Origin of the sequence: Pseudomonas sp. NPDC089392, assembly GCF_044749595.1 — a bacterium.
Taxonomy (GTDB): domain Bacteria; phylum Pseudomonadota; class Gammaproteobacteria; order Pseudomonadales; family Pseudomonadaceae; genus Aquipseudomonas.
On record NZ_JBIVIF010000022.1, the window covers coordinates 55,220 to 78,229 of the forward strand.

Genomic DNA, 23,010 nt, shown 5'->3' on the forward strand with positions numbered 1-23,010 from the left:
CTCCCACAAGACCTGCACAAATCCTGAGATTTGTGCGGTCGTTGTAGGAGCGGGTTGACCCGCGAAGAGGCCCGGTCAGGCAACATCATTCATACCGCCGGGCACTGATGGGTCACACAGTGAATCCCCCCACCCCCAGCCGCAATCGCATCGATATCCAGCTGCACGATATCCCGCCCCGGATACAACGCCGCCAGCAGCGCCCGAGCCTTCTCATCCGCCGGCCCGTCACCAAACTGCGGCGCAATGATCGCGCCGTTGATCACGAAGTAGTTGATGTACCCCGCCGCAAAATCGTCATTGTCCTTGCTGAACCTGTTGCGCCGCCCGCGCATTGGCGGCGACACCACATGTACCTGCAACTTGCGCCCCTCGGCATCGGTGGCCCGCTTGAGGATTTCCAGGTGCTTGCGCGTTACCGCGTGGTCATACGAATCCGGGTCGTTGTCCAGGTTGGCAATCACCACCCCCGGCCGCACGAAGCGGGCATAAAAGTCCACATGGCCGTCGGTAATGTCCTCACCAGCGATGCCCGGCAGCCAGATGATCTTGCTCAGGCCCAGGCGCGCCTTGAGCTCGGCTTCGACCTCGGCCTTGCTCCAGTCCGGGTTGCGGTTGGCGTTGATCCAGCTGCTCTCGGTCATGATGCCGGTGCCATGCCCGTCCACCTCGATAGCACCGCCTTCGCCCACCAGTTCGCTGCGCTGGTAGCGGGCACCGGCCAGCGTGGCAACGCGCTTGGCCAACTGCGCATCGTTGCGGTGGCGCTGCTTGTTGCCCCAGCCATTGAAGTTGAAGTCCACTGCCGCCAGGGCGCCGTCGTCGTCGACGACGAAGTTGGCGCCGATGTCGCGCATCCAGATGTCATCCAGTTCGCACTCGACAAACTGCGTGTTGTGCTGGCCGCAGTGCTGCTCGGCCAGCGCTCGCTCGCTGGCCCGGCAGAACACCGTGACGGGCTGGTAACGGGCAATGGCCTGGGCAATGCGGCCGAGCGCGGCTTGCACATCGGTGGTGAAGTCCTCCCAGATGGCAGCCTGGGCCCCAAAGGCGATGAACGCGCGTTGTTGCGGCTCGCCTTCGTCGGGCATGAACCAGCGCCCCGGTTCTTCGGCGCGGGCCAGGCCCAGCGGCAGGCCCAGGCCGGCGCCGAGGCCGGCGGCCAGCGACAGTTGCAGGAAGGTTCTACGGCTTGGCATGGCTCAGTCCTGTGCAGTCTTGAAGCGTGTCCACACGCGCATGCGTGCACGCATGTCAGCCTGTGGAATATCACGGCCCGGGATCAGCCGGGCGTAGGTGGCTTGGTCGAGGTAGATATCGGGGTTGTCGCGCATACGCGGCTCCACCGCCTGGCGCGCCTTGGCACTGGCCGTGGGGTAGCCGGTGAAGTTGCTGATCGCAGCCATGTTCGCCGGGCGCATGACGAAATTGATGAAACGATAGGCGTATTCCGGGTGCTTGGCATCGGCCGGAATGGCCATGGTATCCATCCACACTGTGGTGCCCTGACGCGGCACGCGGTACTGGAAATCGAGGTGCTTGCCTGCGGCCTCGGCAGTGCGCTGCGCCTGCATCACATCGCCGCTGTAGCCCAGTGACAGGCACAGGTTCTCGTTGACCAGTTCGGTCACTGGTTGCGACTGGAACTTGCGCACATACGGGCGAATGGCCTTGAGCAACTCGCTGGCTGCAGCCAGGTCTTCACGCTTGGCACTGCGTGGCTCGCGGCCCAGGTAATTGAGGACCACGGCCAGCACTTCGTCGGGTGAGTCGATCACCGAGATGCCGCAGTCGGCAAACTTGGCGGCCAGCTCTGGCTTGAACAGCAGGTCGAGGTCGTCCAGCGGCGCATCGGGCATGCGCTGGCGCACCTTGTCGGCATTCACTGTCAGGCCGATGGTGCCCCAGGTGTAGGGCACGGTGGCCTGGCTGGCCTTGGGGTACTGAGCATGTAGCTTGCGCAGGCCAGGCTCGATATCGTCCAGCGCTTCCAGGCGGCTGGGGTCCAGGGGTTGCAGGCTGCCGGCGCGCATCAGCCGCTCGGCAACGGTATCGCCGGGGAATACCAGGTCGTAGCCACTGCGCCCGGACATCAGCTTGGCTTCAAGTACCTCGCTGCCATCCATCACGTCATAGATCACCTGGATACCGGTTTCGGCGGTGAACTGCTTGAGGGTGTCCTCGGCAAAATAGTCGGCCCAGTTGTACAGGCGCAGCACCGGCTGCTCGGCTTGGGCGTGGCTGGCGCAGACGGCCAGCGCCAATGCGGCTAGAACGTGGCGTTTCATGCTCAGGCCCTCATCAAGGGGTGTGGGTGGCTGCCGTCCAGGGACAGCAACGTGGCGTACATTTCCGGGCGGCGATCGCGGTAGATGCCCCAGCTCAGACGGTCTTCGCGCATGCCCGCCAGGTCCAGGTCATGCAGCCAGATACCGCTGCTGTTGCGGTCGGCTTCGGCGAGCATGGCGCCCTTGTGGTCGCAGATGAACGACGAGCCATAGAAACGCATGGCCAGCGCTGCGTCACTGGCGGCGACTTCCTCGCCCACGCGGTTGGCCGCCACCACCGGCAGCAGGTTGGCGGCGGCATGGCCGCGCATGGCCACCTGCCAATGGTCGCGCGAGTCCAGTTCGGCACAGCCAGGCTCGGAGCCTATGGCAGTGGGGAACAACAGCACTTCGGCGCCCATCAGCGCCAGGCAGCGGGCCGTTTCGGGGAACCACTGGTCCCAGCAGATGCCGATGCCCAGGCGGCCGAAGGCGGTGTCCCAGACCTTGAAACCGGTGTCGCCGGGGCTGAAGTATTCCTTCTCCTGATAGCCGATGGCGTTGGGAATGTGGGTCTTGCGGTACACGCCGAGCAGGCGGCCGTCGGCGTCGGCCACGGTCAGCGAATTGAAGAAGGCATTGCCGGCGCGCTCGTACCAGCTCAGCGGCAGCACCACGCCCAGCTCACCGGCCAGTGCCGCAAAACGCTGCAAGATCGGGCTGTCGGGGTAAGGCTGGGCGAGGGCCTGGTGCTGGTGGTCCTGCTCGATGCAGAAGTACGGGGTGGCGAACAGCTCCTGCAGCAGGATTACCTGGGCGCCTTTGGCGGCGGCCTGGCGCACCAGTTGTTCGGCACGTTCGAGGTTGTCGGGCAGGTTCCAGCTGCACGGCATCTGCGTGGTGGCGATACGCAGCCGGCTCATGGCTGCACCTCGGGCTGCTGCTGGGTGATGCAATGAATGCCGCCACCGCCGTAGGCAATGTGGTCGATGCGCACCGGCACGATCTCTCGGCCCGGGAAGGCATGGGCCAGTTGTGCGGCGGCGTCCTGGTCGGCAGCGATGCCGTAGGCCGGCATGATGATCGCGCCGTTGGCGATGTAGAAGTTGGTATAGGAGGCACAGAACACCTCGGCGTCCTGGTCTACCGCGGCGCTGGCTTCGTACAGGTCAAGCAGTTCGAAGTGGCGGCCCTGGGCGTCGGTGGCCAGTTCCAGCGCGCGGCGGTTTTCCCGCACCACTTCGGCGTACACCGAGTGCTGGTCATGGGTGGCGTCGACCAGCAGCACGCCTGGGCGGGCGAAGGCGCAGACGCCATCGACGTGGCCGTCGGTCATGTCGCCGGTTACGTATTGCGGGTCGCCCGGCAGCCAGATGGTCTTGCTGATGCCCAGATAGCGGGCAAAGCAGGCTTCGAACTCGGCCTTGCTCAAGCCAGGGTTGCGGTTAGGGTTGAGCAGCACCGACTCGGTGGTGATCAGCGTACCTTCGCCGTCCACATGAATCGCGCCGCCTTCGTTGCACAGCGAGGTGCTGAAGCCGTCCAGGCCGAGCTGGTCGAGAATACGCCGCCCCAGGCTGCGGTCCAGGCTGTGTTGCGACTTACCGCCCCAGGCATTGAAGCGCCAGCTCAGGCCAGCCAGGCCATGTTGCGGGTGGCAGATGAAGCTCGGGCCGCTGTCCCGGCACCAGCTGTCGTCCACGGCCAGCTCGATCAGCTCGATATTGGCGCCGCACAGGGCGCGGGCGCTAGCTAAGGCGGACGGGTCGACGACCATTTTCACCGGCTCGAAGCGGGCAATGGCCGCCGCGACACGGGCGTAGTCCTGCTGTACGTCGGCCAGGCGCACGTTCCAGCCACTTTCCCACAGCGCCTGGTTGTGCGGCCAGACCATCCAGGTGGCAGCGTGGCGGGCCCATTCGGCAGGCATACGCCAGCCGCTGTCGAGGGACAGGTGCATAGTGAACTCCGATCTATTAAGGATTTTTATCAACGAAGCCCGCCGTCGCGGGTGTTGGTGCTAATGCTATGGCTAGGCCTGGCCAGCGACAAACGATAGATTTAGCGCACATCTGATCAGCAAGGCTTATCAATCATGCTTAAACACTGGCCACCCCTGAATGCCCTGCGCGGCTTCGAGGCCGCCGCGCGGCTGGGCAGCTTTCACAAGGCCGCCGAGGCGCTGAACCTGACCCAGTCAGCGATCAGCCAGCAGATCCGCAGCCTGGAAACCTACCTGGAGCAGCCGCTGTTCCACCGCAGTGGCCGTGGCGTGAGCCTGACCGATGCCGGGCACGACCTGCTCAGTACCACGCAATCGCTGTTGCAGCACCTGGCGGTGGGCATCCGCCGGCTTGACCAGTACCGCAAGCCCAATCAGCTGGTAGTCAATACCAGCCCGGCGTTTGCCAGGCACTGGCTGCTGCCGCGGCTGGCCGACTTTCACCAGCGCTGCCCGGCGGTCGACCTGTGGCTGTTCACCAGTTTCGAGGTGCCGGACATGGCCAGCGAAACCATCGACCTGGCCATCCGCGATGACCTCAGTGCCCAGGCTGAATGCAGTTTCAGCGTGCTGCATCAGGACCAGCTGTACCCGGCCTGCCACCCATCGCTGGCATCTTCGGCTGTGCGGACTACCTTGCACGGCGAACGGGAAATGGACTGGAGCCACTGGCAGCTGGAGGGTGGCGAGGATGTGGGGCAGCAGGGCAAGGGGCTGAATTTTTCCGACCCGGGGCTGTTGCTGGATGCGGCGAGCGAAGGGCTGGGGGTGGCGCTGGTCAGCCAGTTGCTGGCGCGGCGGGCGGTGGAGGAGGGGCGCTTGCAGGCGTTGTCGGCGCAGCGTGTGCGGGGGCCGGCTTGGGCTTGCCTGGTGCATCGGGATAGCCAGGATGATCCGTTGGCCCGGCAGTTTCTGGGGTGGTTGAAGGAAGCGCTCCTGGCAGATTGATGGTGTCTGGGCCGGCCTCTTCGCGGGTGAGCCCGCTCCTACAGGGATTGCGCAGGTCTCAGGATTTGCGCGGTCGTTGTAGGAGCGGGTTCACCCGCGAACAGGCCGGCATAGGCTAACCCCGGTTTTGCATCGCCATGATCACCCCGTAATATGTGTCGGATAACCTGCGGGGGTAGTCTCACCCTCTGATCAATCGGAATCGTCCCAAGCGGCGCTTCCCCGGCATAAACCTGACGAGGTACAGACATTGGCCATCATTCATCCTAAGGTTCGCGGTTTCATCTGCACCACGACTCACCCGAAGGGCTGCGAGCTCAACGTCCGTGACCAGATCGAAGCCACCCGCAAGCTGGGCGTGCGCGAGGATGGCCCGAAGAAGGTCCTGGTCATCGGTGCTTCCAGCGGCTACGGCCTGGCAGCCCGCATCACCGCGGCATTCGGCTTCAAGGCCGACACCCTGGGCGTGTTCTTCGAAAAGCCAGGCACCGAGACCAAGGCCGGCACCGCTGGCTGGTACAACGCTGCAGCCTTCGACAAGTTCGCCAAGGCCGAGGGCCTGTACAGCAAGTCGATCAACGGTGACGCCTTCTCCGACGAAGCCCGCGCCAAGGTCATCGAGCTGATCAAGAACGAGATGGGCGGCAAGGTCGACCTGGTCATTTATTCGCTGGCCTCGCCAGTGCGCAAGCTGCCACAGACCGGAGAAGTGATCCGCTCCGCGCTTAAGCCGATCGGCCAGCCGTACAAATCGACCGCCATCGACACCAACAAGGACACCATCATCGAGGCCAGCATCGAGCCGGCCACCGAGCAGGAAATTGCCGACACCGTCACCGTCATGGGTGGCCAGGACTGGCAGCTGTGGATCGACGCCCTGGCGGGCGCCAACGTACTGGCCGAAGGCGCACGTACCGTGGCCTTCAGCTACATCGGCACCGAAATCACCTGGCCGATCTACTGGCACGGCGCGCTGGGCCAGGCCAAGCAGGACCTGGACGAAACCGCCCTGCGCCTGGACAAGAAACTGGCCGGCGAAATCAAAGGCGGCGCCAACGTGGCGGTGCTGAAGTCGGTGGTTACCCAGGCCAGCTCGGCCATCCCGGTAATGCCGCTGTACCTGTCGATGGTGTTCAAGATCATGCAGGAAAAGGGTGTGCACGAAGGCACCCAGGACCAGCTGGACCGCATGTTCCGCGACCGCATGTACCGCGCTGACGGTGCCCCGGCCGAGGTCGACGAGAAAGCCCGCCTGCGCCTGGACGACTGGGAACTGCGCGACGACGTGCAGGACGCCTGCAAGGCCATGTGGCCACAGGTGACCACCGAGAACCTGTTTGAGCTGACCGACTATGCCGGTTACAAGAAGCAGTTCCTCAACCTGTTCGGCTTCGAGCGCGCTGACGTCAACTACGACGAAGACGTGGCTACCGATGTGAAGTTCGACTGCGTCGAGCTGTAATCGGCTTTAGCCGTACTGGCCTCTTCGCGGGTGAACCCGCTCCTACAGGTATTTCACCGCCTATAGGAGCGGGTTACCCGCGAAGAGGCCGGTACAGGCTATAAAATCTTTGCTAGCTTTGGCGCACAACAACCGGGAATGTGCCATGAGCAGCCTCACCCAACCCGCCACTGCCTTTCGCCACCCCGCAGCCGACGGCTACAGCCTCGGTGGCTTCATCTGGCGCCACGCCCTGCCTGACCGCCAGCGCCCGCTGGTGATCATCAACGCTGCCACCTCGGTACGCTGCCGCTATTACTCACGCTTTGCCGACTACCTGTTCGCCCAGGGCTGCGATGTGCTGACCTACGACTACCGTGGCATCGGAGAATCCCGCCCGGCTTCACTGCGTGGTTTTCAGGCCACCTGGAGCGACTGGGGCCGGCTGGATTTCGAAGCCATGCTGGCGCATGCGGCAGAACACTTCCCAGGCCAGCCGGTGGACGTGGTAGGGCACAGTTTTGGCGGCTGTGCAGTAGGCCTGGCGCCGTCGGCGGGCCAGGTACGACGGGTGGTGATGGTGGGCGCGCAATTTGCCTACTGGCGTGATTACGCCGCCGACCAGCGCTGGCAATTGTTCGGCAAATGGCATGTGGTGATGCCGCTGCTGACCCGGGTATTCGGTTACTTCCCCGGTAATCGCCTGGGTTGGCTGGAGGACACGCCTTCCGGCGTGGTGCACGACTGGACCACCCGTACCCCGCGTTATGAGCAGCGGCCCAGCGGGCGGGCGCTGGCAATACTGCCGTTCGCCCAGGTGCGGGCGGCGACGCTGGCCATCAGCCTGACCGACGACCCCTTTGGCACAGTGGCGGCAACCGAGCGTTTGCTGGGTTATCTACAGGGGGCCGAGCGCCAGCACCTGCGCATTGCGCCTGTGGATATCTCAGTCGAGGAAATTGGCCATTTCGCGTTTTTCCATGATCGGTTTCGCGAAAGTTTGTGGCCGGTGGCGTTGCAGTGGTTGGAGCGGGGCGGGTTGGTAGAGGGAGTGCCGGGAACCCTGATCGATTGATGTCGGGTTTGATAATTTGGGGCCGCAAAGCGGCCCCGACGACCTCAAGCCTTGCGCGACAGCGGCTGCGCGGCAAATGTAACGCCGGCCAGCCCATGCTTGATCAGCGCACGGATATTGCCGTGGTCGCTACCCTCAGGCGTGGCCAGCACATCACGGTAGTGCTCACCAAAGGCCAGCAGCGCTTCCTGGTCGCTCAGCCCTTCCAGCACGGCCAGGCCCAAGGTCTTGCACGAACCTTCGTTCTGCCCAGCAGCATTTTCCACGCCACCATTGTTGAAGGCCTGCGGCTGGTAGCTGTAGTTATCGGCAATAAACGCCAGGGTGTCGGCGAAAACGTGTTGGCCGCCGGCCAGGCTGGCGCGCAGGGTGTTCAGATCAGTCACGAGTTCCGGATCCTTATTAACAGTTAATTTATATTTTTTATCGATAATTCAATGAGTTATCAATAGTACTTTTTTCCATTTTTTTGAGAGGAACCACCTCGCAGCTCCGCGCTGAATTTACCAGAGCGGCAATAGCCCTTCTGTGATGATTCACTCGCCCCAGAATACTTGTTCTCAAGTCGGGATGTGCCTGTTTTCCGGACTATGCTTCGCAGAAGACACTCGGTTACTGCTTATTCAGGAGCAGAGTAGGGCGGCTGCATGTGATCGATTTCCTCGCGCACCCTTTGCAGCAAAATGTCAGGAGACACACCGTCTCTGGCTGCGTAGGTACATACCAGTAAGGTGATTGGATGGACGTTCAGCATCGGCGCGAGTGCTTCCAGCCTGTCGATCGTGGGGGAGTGTATGCCGCGTTCGAGGGTGCTGATGTACGTTCGACCGCTGACATCCGAGAAATCCTCTTGGCTGAGTGCGTTCTTGGTCCGGTACCAGCGGAACACTTTACCAAAAGCCTTTTTCAGTTCCATTTGCTCAACCCGCAAAAGGAACGATGAAGCCGTTTTGAATAGTATATCGCTACACAGTATACTGTTCATTTTGAGGCGTCGTTATGTTCGTGTCCGACAGCAGGGCTGAAGTCAAAGGCCTGGCTGCGTTTCTTGAGCCAGGCCAGCGTGGCTGGCACATCATGCTCAAACCTCAGGTATCACCCTGGTTCCACGTCACGCTGGTCAGGTGCGAGGAGGGGTTTGAAACTCGCTCTGTCGTGTTCATCGACTCGGTGCAATCTCTTATCTCCTGGATTGAATCAGACCAGAATGAAAGCCGAGTGGAGTGCCTCCAACTGGTTTCGCCCGCCTGGTTGAATGGGAACGATAACTGGCAGATGGATGATCTCTCCGAGGTAGCACAATCCGTGAAGGAGGGGAGAGTCAGATTCACCCTTCGAGATGGTACGGTTGTCTGTTTTCCTGACAATAATCCTCGGAGCGGCATCGAGTATTCGAAGGTGATTTACCGCGGGGCTTCGTAATGTTAAGCATCTTGGGGGTAGTCAGGTGTCGGGCAAATCACTCGCCACAGAGATTCGCCCTAGAATGACTTACAGGATGCTTAGAGCGTGGTCACCTTATGAGCAAATTGGAAAAACCTCTACCCCCTGACCATGAGGCGTATGCAGAGGCAGTGGAGGCCATGCGTCGATACCACGAAGCGCAAGCGACAGGTAAGCCTGCCGCGGTAATTGAGCGCTTGCGTGTTATAGCGGAAGCGCAATTTCAGGCGATAACTGACTACCAGCTCAGAGCTTGGGGGCGACCAGGCACCTCGATCCACTAATATGTGACCACTGTTGGAACGGGTCAGCTGCAGTCACTCCTGACCCTGAACCAGCTCCGTTCCAACAGTGGTCATTGGGAAGGCAACGACTTCGCTCTACGCCATAGGATCTTTGCGTTTACTGCACTTCCACCTGAGCGGTACTGACTGGTATTACCCAGCTCCAAGGTATCTCCTGCAAGCTTTACCGTTCGCGGCTGCACCTGGCCTATCCAATTCGGGAACATCGAGATTGCGATGGTGTGGGTGAGCTCACCCGAGTGCTCGGCTACATCAAAGGGGCCGCTGTAGGAGATGTATGACAGGCCTTGAGAGCGGTATTCCGCATCAGTGCCCTCGAACCAGTCACCTGATGAAAACGATGCCCGATTCGGCATGCTCAACTGAGCCGACATGTAGCCATCTGCCGAGTAGATTATGAATCCTTCAGGATGTTCACCGAAGGGATATACAGGGGCAGATCCGTCCACTGGGTATTCTGTATAGGTTTCGAGAACCCAGGTTCCAATCAGTTTTTCACGCATGCTCATGGTCGTACCTCACATCGTCTGCTGCATGTCGTTGTCGATTGGCAAAAGCTGTCCAGAGATTGACTTGCCTGCGTCCGATGCTAGGAAGACTGCTAGTTCTGCAATGTCCTTCGGGTCCACCAGGCGTTGGAGGGATTGAACAGAAAGCGCCTTGTTACGTTCTTCCTCCACGGAGTTGCCGCTGAAATTGGCCCTGCCTTTGAGCACGTTCTCAAAGCGTTCCCCTTCGACAGCTCCGGGCAGAATGGCGTTAACACGAATCCCATACCCGCCGAGTTCACGTGAAAGGCTCTTGGTGAAACCAATCAATCCCCATTTGCTGGTCGAGTAGGGGGAGCGAGCTGGGTAACCAAGTCGTCCAGCGACAGAAGACATGTTAATGATCGAGGGGTGAGATGAACGCTTGAGCGCAGGAACGGCCAGGCGCGTAACGTTGAAGGTCCCATTCAAATTTATCTGCATGACCTTGTCCCACTCATCGGGGTCAAGTTGCTCAACGGGAGCGGTGGGGCCCGATACCCCGGCGTTGTTGATGAGCACATCTAAACCACCCATGGCTTCGATAAGGCCTGGAATACAGAGTTCAAGGCTGCGGCGATCAGATACATCGCATACCGCGGTGCGAATACTCGTATGCTCTGCATGAAGGCGGTTTAAGCCTTCAGTGTCGATGTCCACTACCGTGACGTCAGCGCCGCGGCTGCTGAAGGCCAGGGCTATCGCATACCCGATTCCGGATGCTCCCGCCGTTATCAGTACTTTCTGTTTAGTCATGGTCGATCTCCGTTAGCGTAGGTCTTCCAGAACATTAAAATCTTAAGAAGCTATCCATGAAATTGTTTATCGTTATGCGACCTATCATCGGGATGGATTGGTTATGGACCTGTCGCGTATTGATCTCAACCTTTTGGTTTCGCTGGACACACTACTGGCTGAGTTGAACGTGACCAAGGCAGCTTCACGCCTTCACATCAGCCAGCCCGCGATGTCTGCACAGCTTTCGCGCTTGCGCGAGCTGATGGGCGATCCGCTGTTGGTCCCGATTCAAAAAGGCCGGAGCATGACCCCCACCGCCCGGGCATTGGCGCTGCGGGGACCTCTACGTGCAGCCCTGATGACTCTCGGTTCAGTCATTCAGAGTGAGTTGGGATTCGATCCTTGGAACGACAAGAGAGTCTTCCGGATAGCCGCCTGTGATACCGCCTTAAGCACCATTTGTGAGCCGTTGATTGCATCGATCGCCAAGCACGCTGGTACCCAAATTCAGGTGTCTCTCAATGCCGTTGATCCTGGGCTCATAGGAAGGCAGATGGAGGAAGGTGTTTTCGATCTGCTGATCGACTCTAGCCGCGGCGTTCCTCTGGGGATGAGATGCACGGCACTTAGGACCGATGAGTTCGTAATGGCGCAGCGCAAAGGGCACCCTCGTGGAAGTGAGCCTCTTACCCTGGATGGGTACTGTGAACTCAATCATCTTGTCGTATCGCCTGAGCGAGAGAGCTTTAGGGGGTATATGGATGAGTATTTGCGCTCCGCTGGCATGAGCCGAAAGATCTACCTTACCGTGCCGACCGCTGGGATGGTTCCAGGGATTCTGATGTCGACGGACCTGGTCTGTACGATGCCTCGCATGCTTACTCAGTCCCAGAACGATGCCATCGAGACGTTTGAGTTGCCATTTGAAAGCGAGCCTCTCCAACTCATGATGTCTTGGCATCCGAGGAATGATGCTGACGCGGCTATTCTCTGGCTGCGTCAGTTGGCTCAAAGTCCGGCCGCACCAATTCAAGCCTCACCGAGCGATATCAAATAATTTCGCTATCTGGATAGCGGCTACTGGGCCTGGATAGCCACGTTCGAAGCCGAGCGGATAATTGGAGCTGTGGCCGATGTGCCGGTCATACCTCAACGGCTTTCAAGAGCCTCACAGCCCTGACAACGAAAAAAAGAGGGTTTGTTTCATGCCAGGTACGATGTTGGCTGCTCGCCTCCACGAAGTTGGTGGCAAATTTACCGTGGACGAAATTCCGCTTCCAGATGTTGGCGAGCATGACGTCCTGATCAAAACTGCCGCCTGCGGTGTTATCCCAAATCTGCGTAACGTCGTCACAAATTTCCCTGAGTGGTACCCGTTCCTACCTCTGCCTGAGCTGCCCGCTGTGTTCGGGTTGGATGCCGCAGGTACTGTGGTATCGGTTGGCCGCTCTGTGAAAGATTTCAAGGAAGGTGACCGGGTATACGTCAATCCAGGACTGAGTTGCGGCAGCTGCAAGCAGTGTCTGGCTGGCCTTCCGACGCGGTGCGCTAGCTACACCTTCATGGGCTATTTCGGATTCAGCCCGTCTTCGAGAGAGGTATTCCGCGAGTATCGCCATGCTGGGTATGCCCAATACCTTCGAGCGCCTGCACGTAACCTGATCACCTTGGCTGACGACTTGCCATTCGAGGTAGCTACACGTCTTGGATACTTGGGCACTGCTTACTCCGCATTGAAAAAGCTCGAACTCATGCCAGGTAAGAGCTTGCTGATACTGGGGGCTTCAGGAACCTTGGGTATCGGAGCGACGCTTGCCGCAGTCGCGATGGGCGTGACGGACATCATCGTGGCAGCGCGAGATAGGACTGCACTCGAACGACTCCGCGAGCTGGCCCCAAAACGCATTCGCTCTCTGCAGATCAAGAGTAGCGACTTGCAGGCAAGCATCCGCGAAATGGCTCCGAGCGGGGTCGACGCAGTGGTGGATACGCTCGGTGCAAAGGCTCCGGCGGAGCTTTCTGTTTCGGCCATGAATGCCGTCATGTCAGGAGGAAAGATCGTACAGATCGGCGGTGTAAGTGGACCTATTCCGATCGATCCTCACCCGTTCATGTGCACCCAGCTTCAGTACATTGGCTCCCTGTGGTTCACCACCGCAGAAGCGCAGGAACTGATGGCGTTGATCAGAGCGGGATTGCTCGACACCAATCAATGGGCACCTCGGCCCTACACATTGGACCAGCTAAACCAAGCCCTTGAAGACATCCAAACCGATGCCAGCGGCTTCTTGAACTATCACATCGTGCACGATTAATGGCGGAAGATGGCGACGACGCAGATCGTCGCCATGACGTTGTCCTCAAATCTCTGTTTTTGATAGGTTGCTCGTGTTACTCATCGCTGTTTTGGAGGGCTTTCCATGGCCTGGCCCAACGTCTCCCCATTTATACCTTCTAATGAGGTCCTCGCGGATTTCAGCGTATGCGAATCGTCCGACCTAGAGGAGGCGGTTTTGTGCGGTGAGCGCATGTTCTGCAAGAACCGGCTTGAGAAAAAGGGAGCCGACTTCAAGGCTCGATTTTTTCATCGATCGGCTGGCGAGAGTGGGGTTGCCAGAATGTCCTTTGGGGGGGAAATCGCCATCAACCCAGGGAAGCTGGATGACATCGTACTGATCCAGTCGGTCCTCACAGGCCATGAGCACGTGATCAGTGATCAGTTGCGACTCAGTTGCAACCCAGGACATGCCACGGTTTTTAACTACCATCGACACTCCTTCTTCAATCATTTTCCTGGCACTGACAAGCTGCTCGTTCGCATTGATCGAACGCTGCTGGAGGCCACGCTTCAACGTCAGCTCGGGAGGAGTATCAAGCAAGACATTTACTTTCAGCCTCACCTGCCCACGAATACTTTCGCTGGCCAAAACTGGCTTCAGACGCTGGGGTGGGCTTATAGCCAGCTATCGTCCAAGTCAGTAATTTCATCGCATCTACAAAGCCAAATTGGTGAGGTACTGGCCTCTTCTTTGCTCGAATTTCATGAAAGTAACCACAGCGAGACACTGCGAGAATTGGTCGAAAAGCAGGTAGTCCCTGCGATTGTTCGGATGATTGAGGAGTTCATGGAGGAGCACGCTCACGAGACCCTCACGATCTCGCAGATTGCAAGGTACGCTGGCGTGACTGCTCGAACAGTCCAGCTGAGTTTTCAACGTTTCCGTGGCCTGTCACCGATGCAGTTCTTGAAGGAGATTCGTCTAAGGCGTGTTCGAGGAGAGCTGGAAGCTAAAAATCTTACCGATGTCCAAGTATCGTCCACAGCATTGAAGTGGGGCTTCAACCATCTCGGCCGGTTTTCTGTGGAGTATAAGAAACGATTCGGAGAATCACCCTCAGATACAATCAAACGTCGATGAGTCAAAGACAAAAAATCAGAAACTTCTTTCCATTATCCCAGAGTTGCGCACGCGCTCCAGAGACTTAGTAATTGGCGTGCAAAGAGTTTCGGCTAGCGCCGCTAGAATGCTGATTTGATTCTCTTCATCTGCATGTTTGATTTGCATAAGCCATTTTTGTCCGCCGTCGGCATTGCCTATGAGCTTTCTAAACTGTATGCCTCGGTTGTTTTTGATAAACAAATCTGCGCGCTTGTAATTCCAGTCATTGCGAAGATCGCTAGGATGCTTCCAGCTCCTTTCGCCAGATAAGAAATATATCAGAATCGCTGCTTCTATCCAGCCTGTCTTATCTACGACCCCTTTAAGTACATGTTTTCTGACTTGGTCCCATGCGGCAACATGAGGCTTTGCGCCGCTGGAACGATATATTATTTTATTGCCAGATATTTCTCCGATAAAGTTCTGCGGCGGTGAGTCAGCGAACTGTTGAGTTAAGTTAGACGGCCCGCTCATTTTTGACAGAAGCGTCCTAATATCCTCCGATGCGAGCGACATAGGCAGCAAGCCGTGAAGTCGGGCCATTTCAATGGCTGCGAAGAACGCAGAGTAGTAGGCTGTCACTATCAGCCAGCCGGTGTTTACGTTCGAATTCTTGCTCGCTAATAAATTATCGTACTGTGCTTTTACTCTTTTTGCACCTAGTACGAAATCTACAAGCCTGCCTTCACATATTGATGGGCCCTCTAGAATAAGGTCGCCATCTATCCTTTCAGATATGGAGAAGCTGGTTGGTGACTCTACTGCAACCTCAACTAGAGGGTCATGGAGTATAGAATATTTAAGCCCGTCATTATACGTAATGCGGGAATAATCAGTCCTTTGCGAAATTCCCGCGAGACGTGCAATTGCAGCAACACAGCTGTCCTCAAGGTGGCTGATTAGTTTCATTAGAATAGAGATTTCGCCATGGTCGAGTACCGGGAGATCTCCAGCTTATCCAGCAAGTCCTTCTCCAAGCGACTGATGGCGTCTTCGTTTGTGCCGGAGTGAAGTTCAAAGTCAATTTTGTTTAGGCAATCAAAAACCTTAACGAAGGTTTCTTTTCTGTAGTTTTGCCCGGTAATTAATGCTTGCTCGCAAAAGCTATTGAATACACGGAAAACCGCTTGGAAGAATGCTGATTGTGTCAGCTTGTTAGGGACGTTGGCTTCTTTTAGGTTGTGGTCAATTCCATATAAGTAGTTTGAAATCAGCGCTTTTTGCTCCTCATACTGCATCCCTTTCAGTCGAGGAAGGTCCAGTACTTTGTTAATGGCGATTTCAAACGGTACATGGGAGAGATAGCCAGGGCCACGCTGCTCCGCGCTGAGCTTTCCGAATAGAACTGACTCAGGGTCAGAGTTAAGCTCTTTAAATAGCCTGAGTCGAGTTTGCTCAATTGATCCCTGCTCGACCAAGAATTTTGTTAGTTCAATTCGAAGCGTCTTTGGGACGCCTTTTTGTGTGGAGTTAATATCAATAAAATATTGAACTTCAGCAAGTAGCGAGAGATTGGTCAGGATGCAAACGGGTAGAAGAATATCATCACCATACTCGCTCGCCAAAAAATGAGCTCCATAAAGGCGATGCTGCCCATCAATAACCAGAAGTGAGCGGTCAGGAGTTTTCAACTCCAGTTCATTTGAATCTGGGTGATAGGTTACGTCTGTGTCTTGCTGAGCGCTTAGGATAATAGCACCTGGGATGACTTTTTCTCGAAGATATGCCGCAATTTTTCTCGATTTAGGTACGTCCAGTTGTCGCTGGAAGCCCTCTTCTGGATTCTCGCTGATCCGTTCTACGCGCGAAATTTGAAAAAGCTGGCTGGCAGGCAATGCTGCTAGATAGAAGCCAACATCGTTGCGAGACAGGTCGAAAGCTGCGAACTTCATCTTCTAGTTCCTACAAGGTTCTGTTCAGCCGAGTATACCCCAAGTTTTAAAAGATCTGTTGCAGTCAAAGTAGTTAATGTGAGGCATCTTTTTGGCCGTGTGCACGCACTCAGGCTGGCCTCAGAGAATCCATAGCTCTCCCTAAGTGCGCTATCGACTCGTTCGCTCCGCCTGCCTCTCGCTAGGAGCAGCGGTTCGGAGAAATGCCTCATTCGATGCACGAGCGACGGTGCCTGAACACACCTAGGCACCCAGCAATGCCTAGGTGTTGAGCTATCGGGCCCCGGTCTATCAGATAGCCAATGCGCGCTCTCGTAGTTCACTGTTGAGGATACGATCGTTCTCGCTATAGTCGACTGGGCAGTCGATTACATGAACGCCTGGGTTGGCGATGCAGTGATCTAGCAGCGGGAGCAAGGCATCCGCACTTTCTACCCGGTGACCATGGGCTCCGTAGGCTTCGGCGTATTTGACGAAGTCCGGGTTGCCGTAGTCCAGGCCGAAATCGGTGAAGCCCATGTTGGCCTGTTTCCAGCGAATCATGCCGTAGCCATCGTCACGCAGGATTACCACGGTAATGTGCATGTTTAAGCGCACCGCGGTTTCCAATTCCTGGCTGTTCATCATGAAGCCGCCGTCGCCGCACACCGAGATGACCGGGCGGTCCGGGTACACCAGGTGCGCAGCCATGGCCGATGGCAGGCCGGCGCCCATGGTTGCCAGGGCGTTGTCGAGCAGCACGGTGTTGGGCTTGTGCGCCTTGTAGTTGCGGGCGAACCAGATCTTGTAGATGCCGTTGTCCAGGGCGACGATGCCTTCGGACGGCAGCACGCGACGGATGTCGGCGACCAAGCGCTGCGGGTAGACTGGGAAGCGGTTTTCGTCGGCTCCTTCGGCGATCTGCGCTTCGTTGGCCTCACGGATCGCCATCAGGCGGGTGAAGTCCCAATGCGCGGTGTCGTTCAGCGCTTCGCTGATCTGCCACACGGCGTTGGCGATGTCGCCGATCACTTCCACCTGCGGGAAGTACACGGCATCGACTTCGGCGGAGCGGAAGCTGATGTGAATGACTTCGGTGCCGCCACGGACCATGAAGAATGGCGGCTTCTCGATCACGTCGTGGCCGATGTTGATGATCAGGTCGGCGGCTTCGATGGCGCGGTGGACGAAGTCACCGGACGACAGCGCCGCGTTACCCAGGAAGCGCGGGTGACGCTCGTCGACCACACCTTTACCCATCTGGGTAGTGATGAACGGGATGCCGGTCTTGTCGATCAGCTGCTTGAGGACCTTGGCGGTCATCTTGCGGTTGGCGCCGGCGCCGATCACCAGGATCGGGCTGCGGGCCTTCTGCAGTTTTTCTACAGCGGCTTCGATGGCCACGTGCTCGGCCAGCGGGCGACGGTGCAGGCTGCGCGGGATCGGTAGGGCGTCGGTCTGCTCCGCGGCGATGTCTTCCGGCAGTTCCAGGTGCACGGCGCCCGGCTTCTCTTCTTCCGCCAGGCGGAACGCTTCGCGCATACGGGCCGGGATGTTGTCGGCCGAGGCGAACTGGTGGGTGTACTTGGTGATGGGGTCCATCATGCCGCACACATCGATGATCTGGAAGCGGCCCTGCTTGGACTTCTTGATCGGCTTCTGGCCGGTGATCATCATCATCGGCATGCCGCCGAGGTAGGCGTACGCACTGGCGGTGACCAGGTTGGTTGCGCCAGGGCCCAGGGTCGACAGGCTGACGCCGGTCTTGCCGGTCAGGCGGCCATAGGTGGCGGCCATGAAGCCCGCGGACTGCTCGTGGCGGGTCAGTACCAGCTTGATCTTCGACTTGCGCAGGGATTCCAGCAGGTCGAGGTTTTCCTCACCAGGAATGCCGAACACATACTCGACACCTTCGTTTTCCAGGCATTGCACAACGACATCAGCGGCCTTAGCCATAGTCACCCTCATCGCACTCAAGGCAGTTGAGCCCCTAAGTAAGGCGTAGCAGCAGGTTCGCCGCTGTGCCCACGGGCCCTTATCGGTTGATTTTTCTTTCAAGCGTTCCAGCGCAGTGGGCCGGTTGGCCTCCTGCGAGGATGTGAGCAAATAAAAAGAAGGCCCGGCATTTCGAGCCGGGCCTTTTGAGGTAACACTTAACCGAGGACGCTTTTGAGCGCCTGCTGCAACTCTGAAGCAGCTTCATCGGCAGACCAGACAGCATTGCTGTGCCGCCAGGCGATATATCCATCAGGACGAACCAGAAGGGCACCGGCCTCGTGAATTTCACGAACCGATTGCCAATCGCAGTAAAGGTCCGCAGTACCTTTTGCGCCTGTGACAACTGTGTTCAAGAATGGCAGTTTCAAGCTCTCAGCAGCAGCGACCCAGGCCTGACCGGCAAGGCCAGTGATAAGGGTCATTTGCCCTTTACCTACGACATCGAGCGTCGAAATTCGATGTCCGTTCTCGTTCACCAGCCAGGCGTGAGGAAGTTTGGCGCCTGCGCGAGTGGTGGCCTGCAGGTACAGTTCTTTGTCCCGCGCCCAGAGCTCAGCTCCATCTCTTGGGTCAGGCTTAACAGCAGAGGATACGTAGCGCTGATTCAGCTCGACACCTTGAGCGTTGAATTCTCGACTCTTGATTTCCAGCGCCTTCTGCAGGTTCATACGAACTTCTACACCAGCCGGGCTCGGGTCGCGCATGCGATCTAGCAGCTTGGCGATCGTGTCCACGCCATTGCCGAAATTGAAGCACTCTTTCAGCAGGGCATAGTCCTTGCGGGACTGGTTGGCACGCGCCACGATCTGCTTGCCCACGGGGGCGCGCTCTGCGGTGTAACTTTCCAGCAGATTCGGATCGGCGAATCCTTTGAGGACATAAGCGAGTTTCCAGGCGAGGTTGAAACCGTCCTGCATGCAGGTATTGGAGCCCAAACCGCTGGACGGCGGGTGACGATGAACCGCGTCGCCAGCGCAGAATACGCGGCCACGAGAGTACTCGGTGGCATGTGCCTGGTTTACATACCAGGTCGACATGCGCTCAACCTGGACTTCCAACTTTGGATCGCCGACCAAGAGACGGATTTTCTCCAAAACAGCTTCTGCGGACAGGTCTGGAGCGCCTTTGGCCATGTCGAAGCCCCAGCCTGCAATCCACTGATCCCACGGGCGAATGGCACGCAGCAAGCCCATCCCGATTTCGCCAAAGCCAGCTTCTGGAGTAGCGATCCACTGCAGGATGCTCGGGCGGTGTTCGACGTACTTGCTCAGGTCGGCGTTGAAGATTACGTAGGCGGTTCCGGCCCTGGCCATCTCGCCAACAATCGGCAGATCGATCTCTTTAGCTACCTTGGAGTTAGCTCCATCGGCGCCCACTAGGTACTTCGCTCGGACTTCGTATTCGACACCGGTCAGTACGTCCTTCATTCGAGCAGTCACACCTTCGGCATCTTGCACATGGCTCAGATACTCGGTGTTGAAGCTCAGTTGAGCACCGCGGATCGCGGCATTTTTCAGAAGGATCGATTCCATCTCGGGCTGGATGAGATCCAGCATGGTGCATGGGCTGCCTTGGACGTAATCGCCCTTGCGTTTGTCGCCAGTACCCCAGGTGCGCATACGTGCAATTTCCTCACCGGCCAGGCTGGTGGTGAAAAGCGTATCGCCCATCTGCTCCCAAGGTGTGGCCGCTCTCACAACCTCCTCTTCCAACCCAAGATCACGCACGACCTCCATGGCGCGCTGGTTCGTGATATGGGCTCGCGGCGAGTTCGCCAGCCAATTGAACATGGTGACCATTTTGACCCGCACACCGTAGGTGGCGAGCGCCAAGGCAGTAGTTGCACCAGCTGGGCCAGTGCCGATCACCAGTACGTCGGTATCGAAGCTAGTGGAGGTAGTCATTTATTATTCTCCAGGCATTACTTGTTGATGCTCTGAACTTGCACGCAAGCCCGGAACATGTCCGACAGGTCCCAAAGCCAGCCAGCACGAAACAGCACCGACCTGGCGTTCGAGACATTAAAAAATTTGAGAAACGGCAGGCTCTACTGAGAGCCGCAGCTCGGGCGAGCGATGCGAATGAGGGGGAAGAGATTCATGGTACCTCCTGATCTTGTATTTTTTTTCAGGCCATCAGAGTGTCTGGTTCAGCGGTATTAGCTGGCAGGCAAGATCACTCAATTTGTACTTGCATGCTAGCATGCAAGAAGACTGGTCGCAATCATCTGAAAATGCCTTTCGTCACGCCCAAAAAAAGCCACGAGGTGAGTTCGTGGCTAAGGGTGCAGCGCGTAGGGAGTGGAGCTACGTCGGCTTCACCAAAGGGCAAAGGTGTAATCAATGTTCACACGAAGCTCATTGTCATCCCGGTGCGTTGCTCCAGGGCCGAAATCATTTCGGTACCAAGCGTGTCTGACCCGGAATGCCACGTCCTTGAACGTGCCGCTTTGGATGACATGGGAAAGCTCAACGTCTTTTTCCGACTCTTTGAGCTTGTTGCCGCCGAGATTCGGAAGATCAATGTTGTCCCCGCTGACGTAACGCAACATCCCCTTCAGGCCAGGAACACCAACGCCAACAAAATCATAATCGTATTTGACCTGCCAGCTTCGCTCCTTGGGATTCAGGAACTCCGAGCTCAGTGTGCCTTCCGTGATCACCAGCGGTTCAGTACCAAACAGATATGGCATTGCGGTATCGCCGGTCAGCTGCATGTAGCCAGCGCCGAAACGATGGACGCCGAGCTGGTAGGTCAACATCAAGGCAGTGTTGCGGTTATCAACCTTCCCTGCTTTTGCGGATCCACTGTCTTTGGAATCATAGAAGCGGAAGTCGGAAGTGAGCCGCCCTGGGCCCAGCTCACGGTTGTCCACGAAACCGAGGTAGTTCTTGTCGTAGATGTCTTCGAGCTCTGCGTAGTAATACTTGAGCGTGAGGTTCTTCGACCAGGCGTAATCGCCGCCAAGAAAATAAAACGCATCAGACTCCGCAGCCCCGTTGAAGCGTCCGTTTGGAGCTGAAACTCGCATCTTCTGGTAGTCAGTCGAGTCCCGCAGGTTGATTCGGTCCAGCCAACCCGCGTGCAGAGAAAGATCTGTGATGTCTTGCGAGCGTAGGTAAGTGCCGCGGAAGGTTTGGGGCAGTAGCCGTGTTGGACTTGCGAATGCGATCGGTAAAAACGTGCTTACGGTCCCATACTGAAGCTCAGTTTTGGAAACCTTGACCTTCGCTGTCAGCCCTAGCTCGGAGTAGTCCTTAGCTGGCTCCCTAGTGGAGGCAGAGAACGGCAAGAGGCCGGTGCCGGCACGATCTGGTGAGGAGTCAAGGCGCAACCCCATCATGGCTTGGGCATCCAATCCAAAGCCGACAACCCCCTCTGTAAAGCCCGAATTGAAGTTGACGATGAAACCCTGGGCCCACTCTCGCGCTGCAGCTTGCGGTGTCTGGTTGATGTAGTTGCGATCGAAGTAGTAGTTGCGCAGTGTTACCTTGGCTTTCGAATCTTCCACGAAGCCGGCCGCCTGTAGAGAAGCTGCTTGTGCAGCCAGCAGCCCTGCGAATGCAATTTTTTTTGATTTGCTCATGTCGTGTCTTCTTTCTTGTTTTTGTGATGACGCAATCCCGGTCAAACCACCGAGGCGCTGAGCTCAGGGCGTTTTTTCAGCGATGAGAGATAAAGCAGCGAGATAGCCGCCAGAACGATGCCCGGTGCCGAGGCCAACATCACACCGCCCGCACCGGCCCCAAGGACCATCATTTTTCCTACGACGAGTGGACCGGTCATGGCACCGATACGGCCGACTGCGAGTGCTGCACCGGTCCCGGTAGCCCGCCCATTAGCGGGATAGAACTGCGGAGCTAGGGCGTAAAGGACACACTGGCCACCCGTTGTGAAAATGCCTGCCAAGAATCCTGCACCGATCATGGTAGGGAGTGAGGCCGCCACTGTAAGGCAGGCCAGAGAAATCAGGATGCCCCCATATACCAGCGCCGACATCGCCCAGATAGGTAGGCGATCCATCGCAACGCCGAGCATCAACGTGCCCATGGCCGCGCCAAGCTGCATGGCTAATACGACGACGCTTGCCTCGCTCGGCTTGAAGCCCTGTCCGATCAGAATGCTCGGGAGCCAGTTGATCAGGATGTAGGTGACCATCAGTGTGAAGAAGAAGCTGACCCACAGGAGCAGGGTTTTCTTCAGCGCACCGCCCTCAACCAAAATGGCTTTGGTGGAGGGAACTTCGATAGTGGAGGTAGCTGAAATTGTTTGCTTGTATACGTCAGGCAGAAAAAGAAGCAGCAGGGGGACAATGACCAGAGGAACAATGCCGCCGACATAGAAGACGAGCTTCCAGCCAGCTCCGAAATCCAGTAGACCAATGGCGGCTGCCAACGCGGCTCCCAGCGGTACACCGCAATACATCAAGCTGACTGCTGTGCCTCGCATGCGCTCACCAGCAGCTTCAGAAGCGAGTGCAATTAGGTTAGGCAGCGATGCACCCAGGCCCACACCTGTCAGGAACCGGGCGAATAACAACGCGCCGTAGCTCCAGGCTACCGTTGTGACGAGAGAGAAGATGCCGAACAGTGCAACAGAGGCGATGAGCACTTTTTTCCGGCCATAGCGATCAGCCAGACGCCCGCCAACGAATGCTCCTGGAAGCATACCCAGGACGCCAACACTGAAGACCCAGCCCATTTCCAGCTTATCCAAGCTGTATTCGGCAGACATGCCGTGCGCCGCAATCCCCGGAGCTTGGAGATCCAGGCCTTCCATCAGTGCAACGAGGAAGCAAAGCGCGATGGTGATGAAAAGTTTGGTCTTATCGGTTTTGTCAGTCATAGCGACCCCCTCCGAAGCCCTTCAAAAGGTCTTCAGAAAACACGTGATTTTGGTTTTAGTAGCGCCAGTGATGTGGAGTTACATCAGCTCAGTAATCACTCACGAAAAGT

21 protein-coding genes are annotated in these 23,010 nt (G+C 57.6%); 7 read left to right on the forward strand and 14 right to left on the reverse strand.

Features of this window, described 5'->3' with window-relative positions; all coding sequences use genetic code 11:
• Nucleotides 1-89: 89 nt before the first annotated feature.
• From ACIP1G_RS18775 to ACIP1G_RS18790, 4 genes are read right to left on the reverse strand one after another with little or no spacing between them, the layout of a single operon-like run.
• Nucleotides 90-1,199 carry an agmatine/peptidylarginine deiminase gene (locus tag ACIP1G_RS18775; RefSeq protein ID WP_400739750.1) on the reverse strand — a complete coding sequence of 370 codons (1,110 nt, stop codon included), beginning with the start codon at nucleotides 1,197-1,199 and terminating at the stop codon, nucleotides 90-92.
• Between the two features lie 3 nt (nucleotides 1,200-1,202).
• Complete coding sequence (locus ACIP1G_RS18780; protein ID WP_400739752.1) at nucleotides 1,203-2,288, reverse strand: extracellular solute-binding protein; 1,086 nt, start codon at nucleotides 2,286-2,288, stop codon at nucleotides 1,203-1,205.
• 2 nt (nucleotides 2,289-2,290) lie between these two features.
• Entirely contained in the window at nucleotides 2,291-3,190 is a 900-nt protein-coding gene (gene aguB / locus ACIP1G_RS18785) for an N-carbamoylputrescine amidase (protein WP_400739754.1), read from the reverse strand.
• Complete coding sequence (locus tag ACIP1G_RS18790; RefSeq protein WP_400739756.1) at nucleotides 3,187-4,227, reverse strand: agmatine/peptidylarginine deiminase; 1,041 nt, start codon at nucleotides 4,225-4,227, stop codon at nucleotides 3,187-3,189. The genes aguB and ACIP1G_RS18790 overlap by 4 nt, the downstream gene beginning before the upstream one ends.
• Nucleotides 4,228-4,362: 135 nt before the next feature.
• Here ACIP1G_RS18790 and ACIP1G_RS18795 point away from each other — a divergent pair, with 135 nt between their 5' ends.
• From ACIP1G_RS18795 to ACIP1G_RS18805, 3 genes are all read left to right on the forward strand, one after another.
• Nucleotides 4,363-5,217 (forward strand): LysR substrate-binding domain-containing protein, encoded by an 855-nt coding sequence (locus ACIP1G_RS18795; protein ID WP_400739757.1) that lies wholly within the window; start codon nucleotides 4,363-4,365, stop codon nucleotides 5,215-5,217.
• 250 nt (nucleotides 5,218-5,467) lie between these two features.
• The gene (gene fabV / locus ACIP1G_RS18800; RefSeq protein WP_400739758.1) at nucleotides 5,468-6,679 is read left to right on the forward strand and encodes an enoyl-ACP reductase FabV; all 1,212 of its coding nucleotides are present in this window, start codon (nucleotides 5,468-5,470) and stop codon (nucleotides 6,677-6,679) included.
• Between the two features lie 145 nt (nucleotides 6,680-6,824).
• The gene (locus tag ACIP1G_RS18805) at nucleotides 6,825-7,733 is read left to right on the forward strand and encodes an alpha/beta fold hydrolase (RefSeq protein WP_400739760.1); all 909 of its coding nucleotides are present in this window, start codon (nucleotides 6,825-6,827) and stop codon (nucleotides 7,731-7,733) included.
• Nucleotides 7,734-7,777: 44 nt separating this feature from the next.
• On the opposite strand, the gene ACIP1G_RS18810 is transcribed toward ACIP1G_RS18805, so the two are convergent.
• Nucleotides 7,778-8,119, reverse strand: coding sequence for a HopJ type III effector protein (locus ACIP1G_RS18810; RefSeq protein WP_400739761.1), 342 nt, complete (start codon nucleotides 8,117-8,119; stop codon nucleotides 7,778-7,780).
• A gap of 233 nt (nucleotides 8,120-8,352) precedes the next feature.
• The gene (locus tag ACIP1G_RS18815) at nucleotides 8,353-8,649 is read right to left on the reverse strand and encodes a helix-turn-helix domain-containing protein (RefSeq protein WP_400739763.1); all 297 of its coding nucleotides are present in this window, start codon (nucleotides 8,647-8,649) and stop codon (nucleotides 8,353-8,355) included.
• A gap of 83 nt (nucleotides 8,650-8,732) precedes the next feature.
• On the opposite strand from ACIP1G_RS18815, the gene ACIP1G_RS18820 reads away from it, so the two are divergent.
• On the forward strand, nucleotides 8,733-9,155 hold the full coding sequence (locus ACIP1G_RS18820) for a hypothetical protein (RefSeq protein WP_400739765.1): 423 nt from the start codon (nucleotides 8,733-8,735) through the stop codon (nucleotides 9,153-9,155).
• Nucleotides 9,156-9,531: 376 nt separating this feature from the next.
• Here ACIP1G_RS18820 and ACIP1G_RS18825 read toward each other — a convergent pair whose 3' ends face one another.
• Complete coding sequence (locus tag ACIP1G_RS18825; RefSeq protein WP_400739767.1) at nucleotides 9,532-9,990, reverse strand: lipocalin-like domain-containing protein; 459 nt, start codon at nucleotides 9,988-9,990, stop codon at nucleotides 9,532-9,534.
• 9 nt (nucleotides 9,991-9,999) lie between these two features.
• Entirely contained in the window at nucleotides 10,000-10,764 is a 765-nt protein-coding gene (locus tag ACIP1G_RS18830; RefSeq protein WP_400739769.1) for an SDR family oxidoreductase, read from the reverse strand.
• A 103-nt stretch (nucleotides 10,765-10,867) separates the two neighbouring features.
• Between ACIP1G_RS18830 and ACIP1G_RS18835 the strand changes: the two genes are divergently transcribed.
• The 3 genes from ACIP1G_RS18835 to ACIP1G_RS18845 all read left to right on the forward strand — a co-directional run bounded on the left by ACIP1G_RS18835 (nucleotide 10,868) and on the right by ACIP1G_RS18845 (nucleotide 14,165).
• On the forward strand, nucleotides 10,868-11,803 hold the full coding sequence (locus ACIP1G_RS18835; RefSeq protein WP_400739770.1) for a LysR family transcriptional regulator: 936 nt from the start codon (nucleotides 10,868-10,870) through the stop codon (nucleotides 11,801-11,803).
• A 148-nt stretch (nucleotides 11,804-11,951) separates the two neighbouring features.
• Complete coding sequence (locus ACIP1G_RS18840; RefSeq protein WP_400739772.1) at nucleotides 11,952-13,061, forward strand: alcohol dehydrogenase catalytic domain-containing protein; 1,110 nt, start codon at nucleotides 11,952-11,954, stop codon at nucleotides 13,059-13,061.
• Nucleotides 13,062-13,166: 105 nt separating this feature from the next.
• Nucleotides 13,167-14,165, forward strand: coding sequence for an AraC family transcriptional regulator (locus ACIP1G_RS18845; protein ID WP_400739774.1), 999 nt, complete (start codon nucleotides 13,167-13,169; stop codon nucleotides 14,163-14,165).
• A 15-nt stretch (nucleotides 14,166-14,180) separates the two neighbouring features.
• On the opposite strand, the gene ACIP1G_RS18850 is transcribed toward ACIP1G_RS18845, so the two are convergent.
• The 6 genes from ACIP1G_RS18850 to mhpT form a co-directional block, all read right to left on the reverse strand.
• Complete coding sequence (locus ACIP1G_RS18850; protein ID WP_400739776.1) at nucleotides 14,181-15,095, reverse strand: hypothetical protein; 915 nt, start codon at nucleotides 15,093-15,095, stop codon at nucleotides 14,181-14,183.
• Nucleotides 15,095-16,078: a DGQHR domain-containing protein gene (locus tag ACIP1G_RS18855; RefSeq protein ID WP_400739777.1), complete on the reverse strand. Its 984-nt coding sequence runs from the start codon at nucleotides 16,076-16,078 to the stop codon at nucleotides 15,095-15,097. The genes ACIP1G_RS18850 and ACIP1G_RS18855 overlap by 1 nt, the downstream gene beginning before the upstream one ends.
• Nucleotides 16,079-16,369: 291 nt before the next feature.
• Nucleotides 16,370-18,013 carry an acetolactate synthase large subunit gene (locus ACIP1G_RS18860; protein WP_400739779.1) on the reverse strand — a complete coding sequence of 548 codons (1,644 nt, stop codon included), beginning with the start codon at nucleotides 18,011-18,013 and terminating at the stop codon, nucleotides 16,370-16,372.
• Nucleotides 18,014-18,210: 197 nt separating this feature from the next.
• A complete protein-coding gene (locus ACIP1G_RS18865; RefSeq protein WP_400739781.1) occupies nucleotides 18,211-19,959 on the reverse strand; it encodes an FAD-dependent monooxygenase in 1,749 nt (582 codons plus the stop codon).
• Nucleotides 19,960-20,372: 413 nt separating this feature from the next.
• Nucleotides 20,373-21,641 (reverse strand): OprD family porin, encoded by a 1,269-nt coding sequence (locus ACIP1G_RS18870; protein WP_400739783.1) that lies wholly within the window; start codon nucleotides 21,639-21,641, stop codon nucleotides 20,373-20,375.
• 41 nt (nucleotides 21,642-21,682) lie between these two features.
• Entirely contained in the window at nucleotides 21,683-22,900 is a 1,218-nt protein-coding gene (gene mhpT / locus ACIP1G_RS18875; RefSeq protein WP_400739785.1) for a 3-(3-hydroxy-phenyl)propionate transporter MhpT, read from the reverse strand.
• Between the last annotated feature and the right edge of the window lie 110 nt (nucleotides 22,901-23,010).

Bases quoted from the DNA above. Each gene is read 5' to 3' on its own strand.
- ACIP1G_RS18775 (WP_400739750.1), bottom strand. From the start codon at position 1,199: ATGCCAAGCCGTAGAACCTTCCTGCAACTGTCGCTGGCCGCCGGCCTC.
- ACIP1G_RS18780 (WP_400739752.1), bottom strand. From the start codon at position 2,288: ATGAAACGCCACGTTCTAGCCGCATTGGCGCTGGCCGTCTGCGCCAGC.
- aguB (WP_400739754.1), bottom strand. From the start codon at position 3,190: ATGAGCCGGCTGCGTATCGCCACCACGCAGATGCCGTGCAGCTGGAAC.
- ACIP1G_RS18790 (WP_400739756.1), bottom strand. From the start codon at position 4,227: ATGCACCTGTCCCTCGACAGCGGCTGGCGTATGCCTGCCGAATGGGCC.
- ACIP1G_RS18795 (WP_400739757.1), top strand. From the start codon at position 4,363: ATGCTTAAACACTGGCCACCCCTGAATGCCCTGCGCGGCTTCGAGGCC.
- ACIP1G_RS18805 (WP_400739760.1), top strand. From the start codon at position 6,825: ATGAGCAGCCTCACCCAACCCGCCACTGCCTTTCGCCACCCCGCAGCC.
- ACIP1G_RS18815 (WP_400739763.1), bottom strand. From the start codon at position 8,649: ATGGAACTGAAAAAGGCTTTTGGTAAAGTGTTCCGCTGGTACCGGACC.
- ACIP1G_RS18820 (WP_400739765.1), top strand. From the start codon at position 8,733: ATGTTCGTGTCCGACAGCAGGGCTGAAGTCAAAGGCCTGGCTGCGTTT.
- ACIP1G_RS18825 (WP_400739767.1), bottom strand. From the start codon at position 9,990: ATGAGCATGCGTGAAAAACTGATTGGAACCTGGGTTCTCGAAACCTAT.
- ACIP1G_RS18830 (WP_400739769.1), bottom strand. From the start codon at position 10,764: ATGACTAAACAGAAAGTACTGATAACGGCGGGAGCATCCGGAATCGGG.
- ACIP1G_RS18835 (WP_400739770.1), top strand. From the start codon at position 10,868: ATGGACCTGTCGCGTATTGATCTCAACCTTTTGGTTTCGCTGGACACA.
- ACIP1G_RS18840 (WP_400739772.1), top strand. From the start codon at position 11,952: ATGCCAGGTACGATGTTGGCTGCTCGCCTCCACGAAGTTGGTGGCAAA.
- ACIP1G_RS18845 (WP_400739774.1), top strand. From the start codon at position 13,167: ATGGCCTGGCCCAACGTCTCCCCATTTATACCTTCTAATGAGGTCCTC.
- ACIP1G_RS18850 (WP_400739776.1), bottom strand. From the start codon at position 15,095: ATGAAACTAATCAGCCACCTTGAGGACAGCTGTGTTGCTGCAATTGCA.
- ACIP1G_RS18855 (WP_400739777.1), bottom strand. From the start codon at position 16,078: ATGAAGTTCGCAGCTTTCGACCTGTCTCGCAACGATGTTGGCTTCTAT.
- ACIP1G_RS18860 (WP_400739779.1), bottom strand. From the start codon at position 18,013: ATGGCTAAGGCCGCTGATGTCGTTGTGCAATGCCTGGAAAACGAAGGT.
- ACIP1G_RS18865 (WP_400739781.1), bottom strand. From the start codon at position 19,959: ATGACTACCTCCACTAGCTTCGATACCGACGTACTGGTGATCGGCACT.
- ACIP1G_RS18870 (WP_400739783.1), bottom strand. From the start codon at position 21,641: ATGAGCAAATCAAAAAAAATTGCATTCGCAGGGCTGCTGGCTGCACAA.
- mhpT (WP_400739785.1), bottom strand. From the start codon at position 22,900: ATGACTGACAAAACCGATAAGACCAAACTTTTCATCACCATCGCGCTT.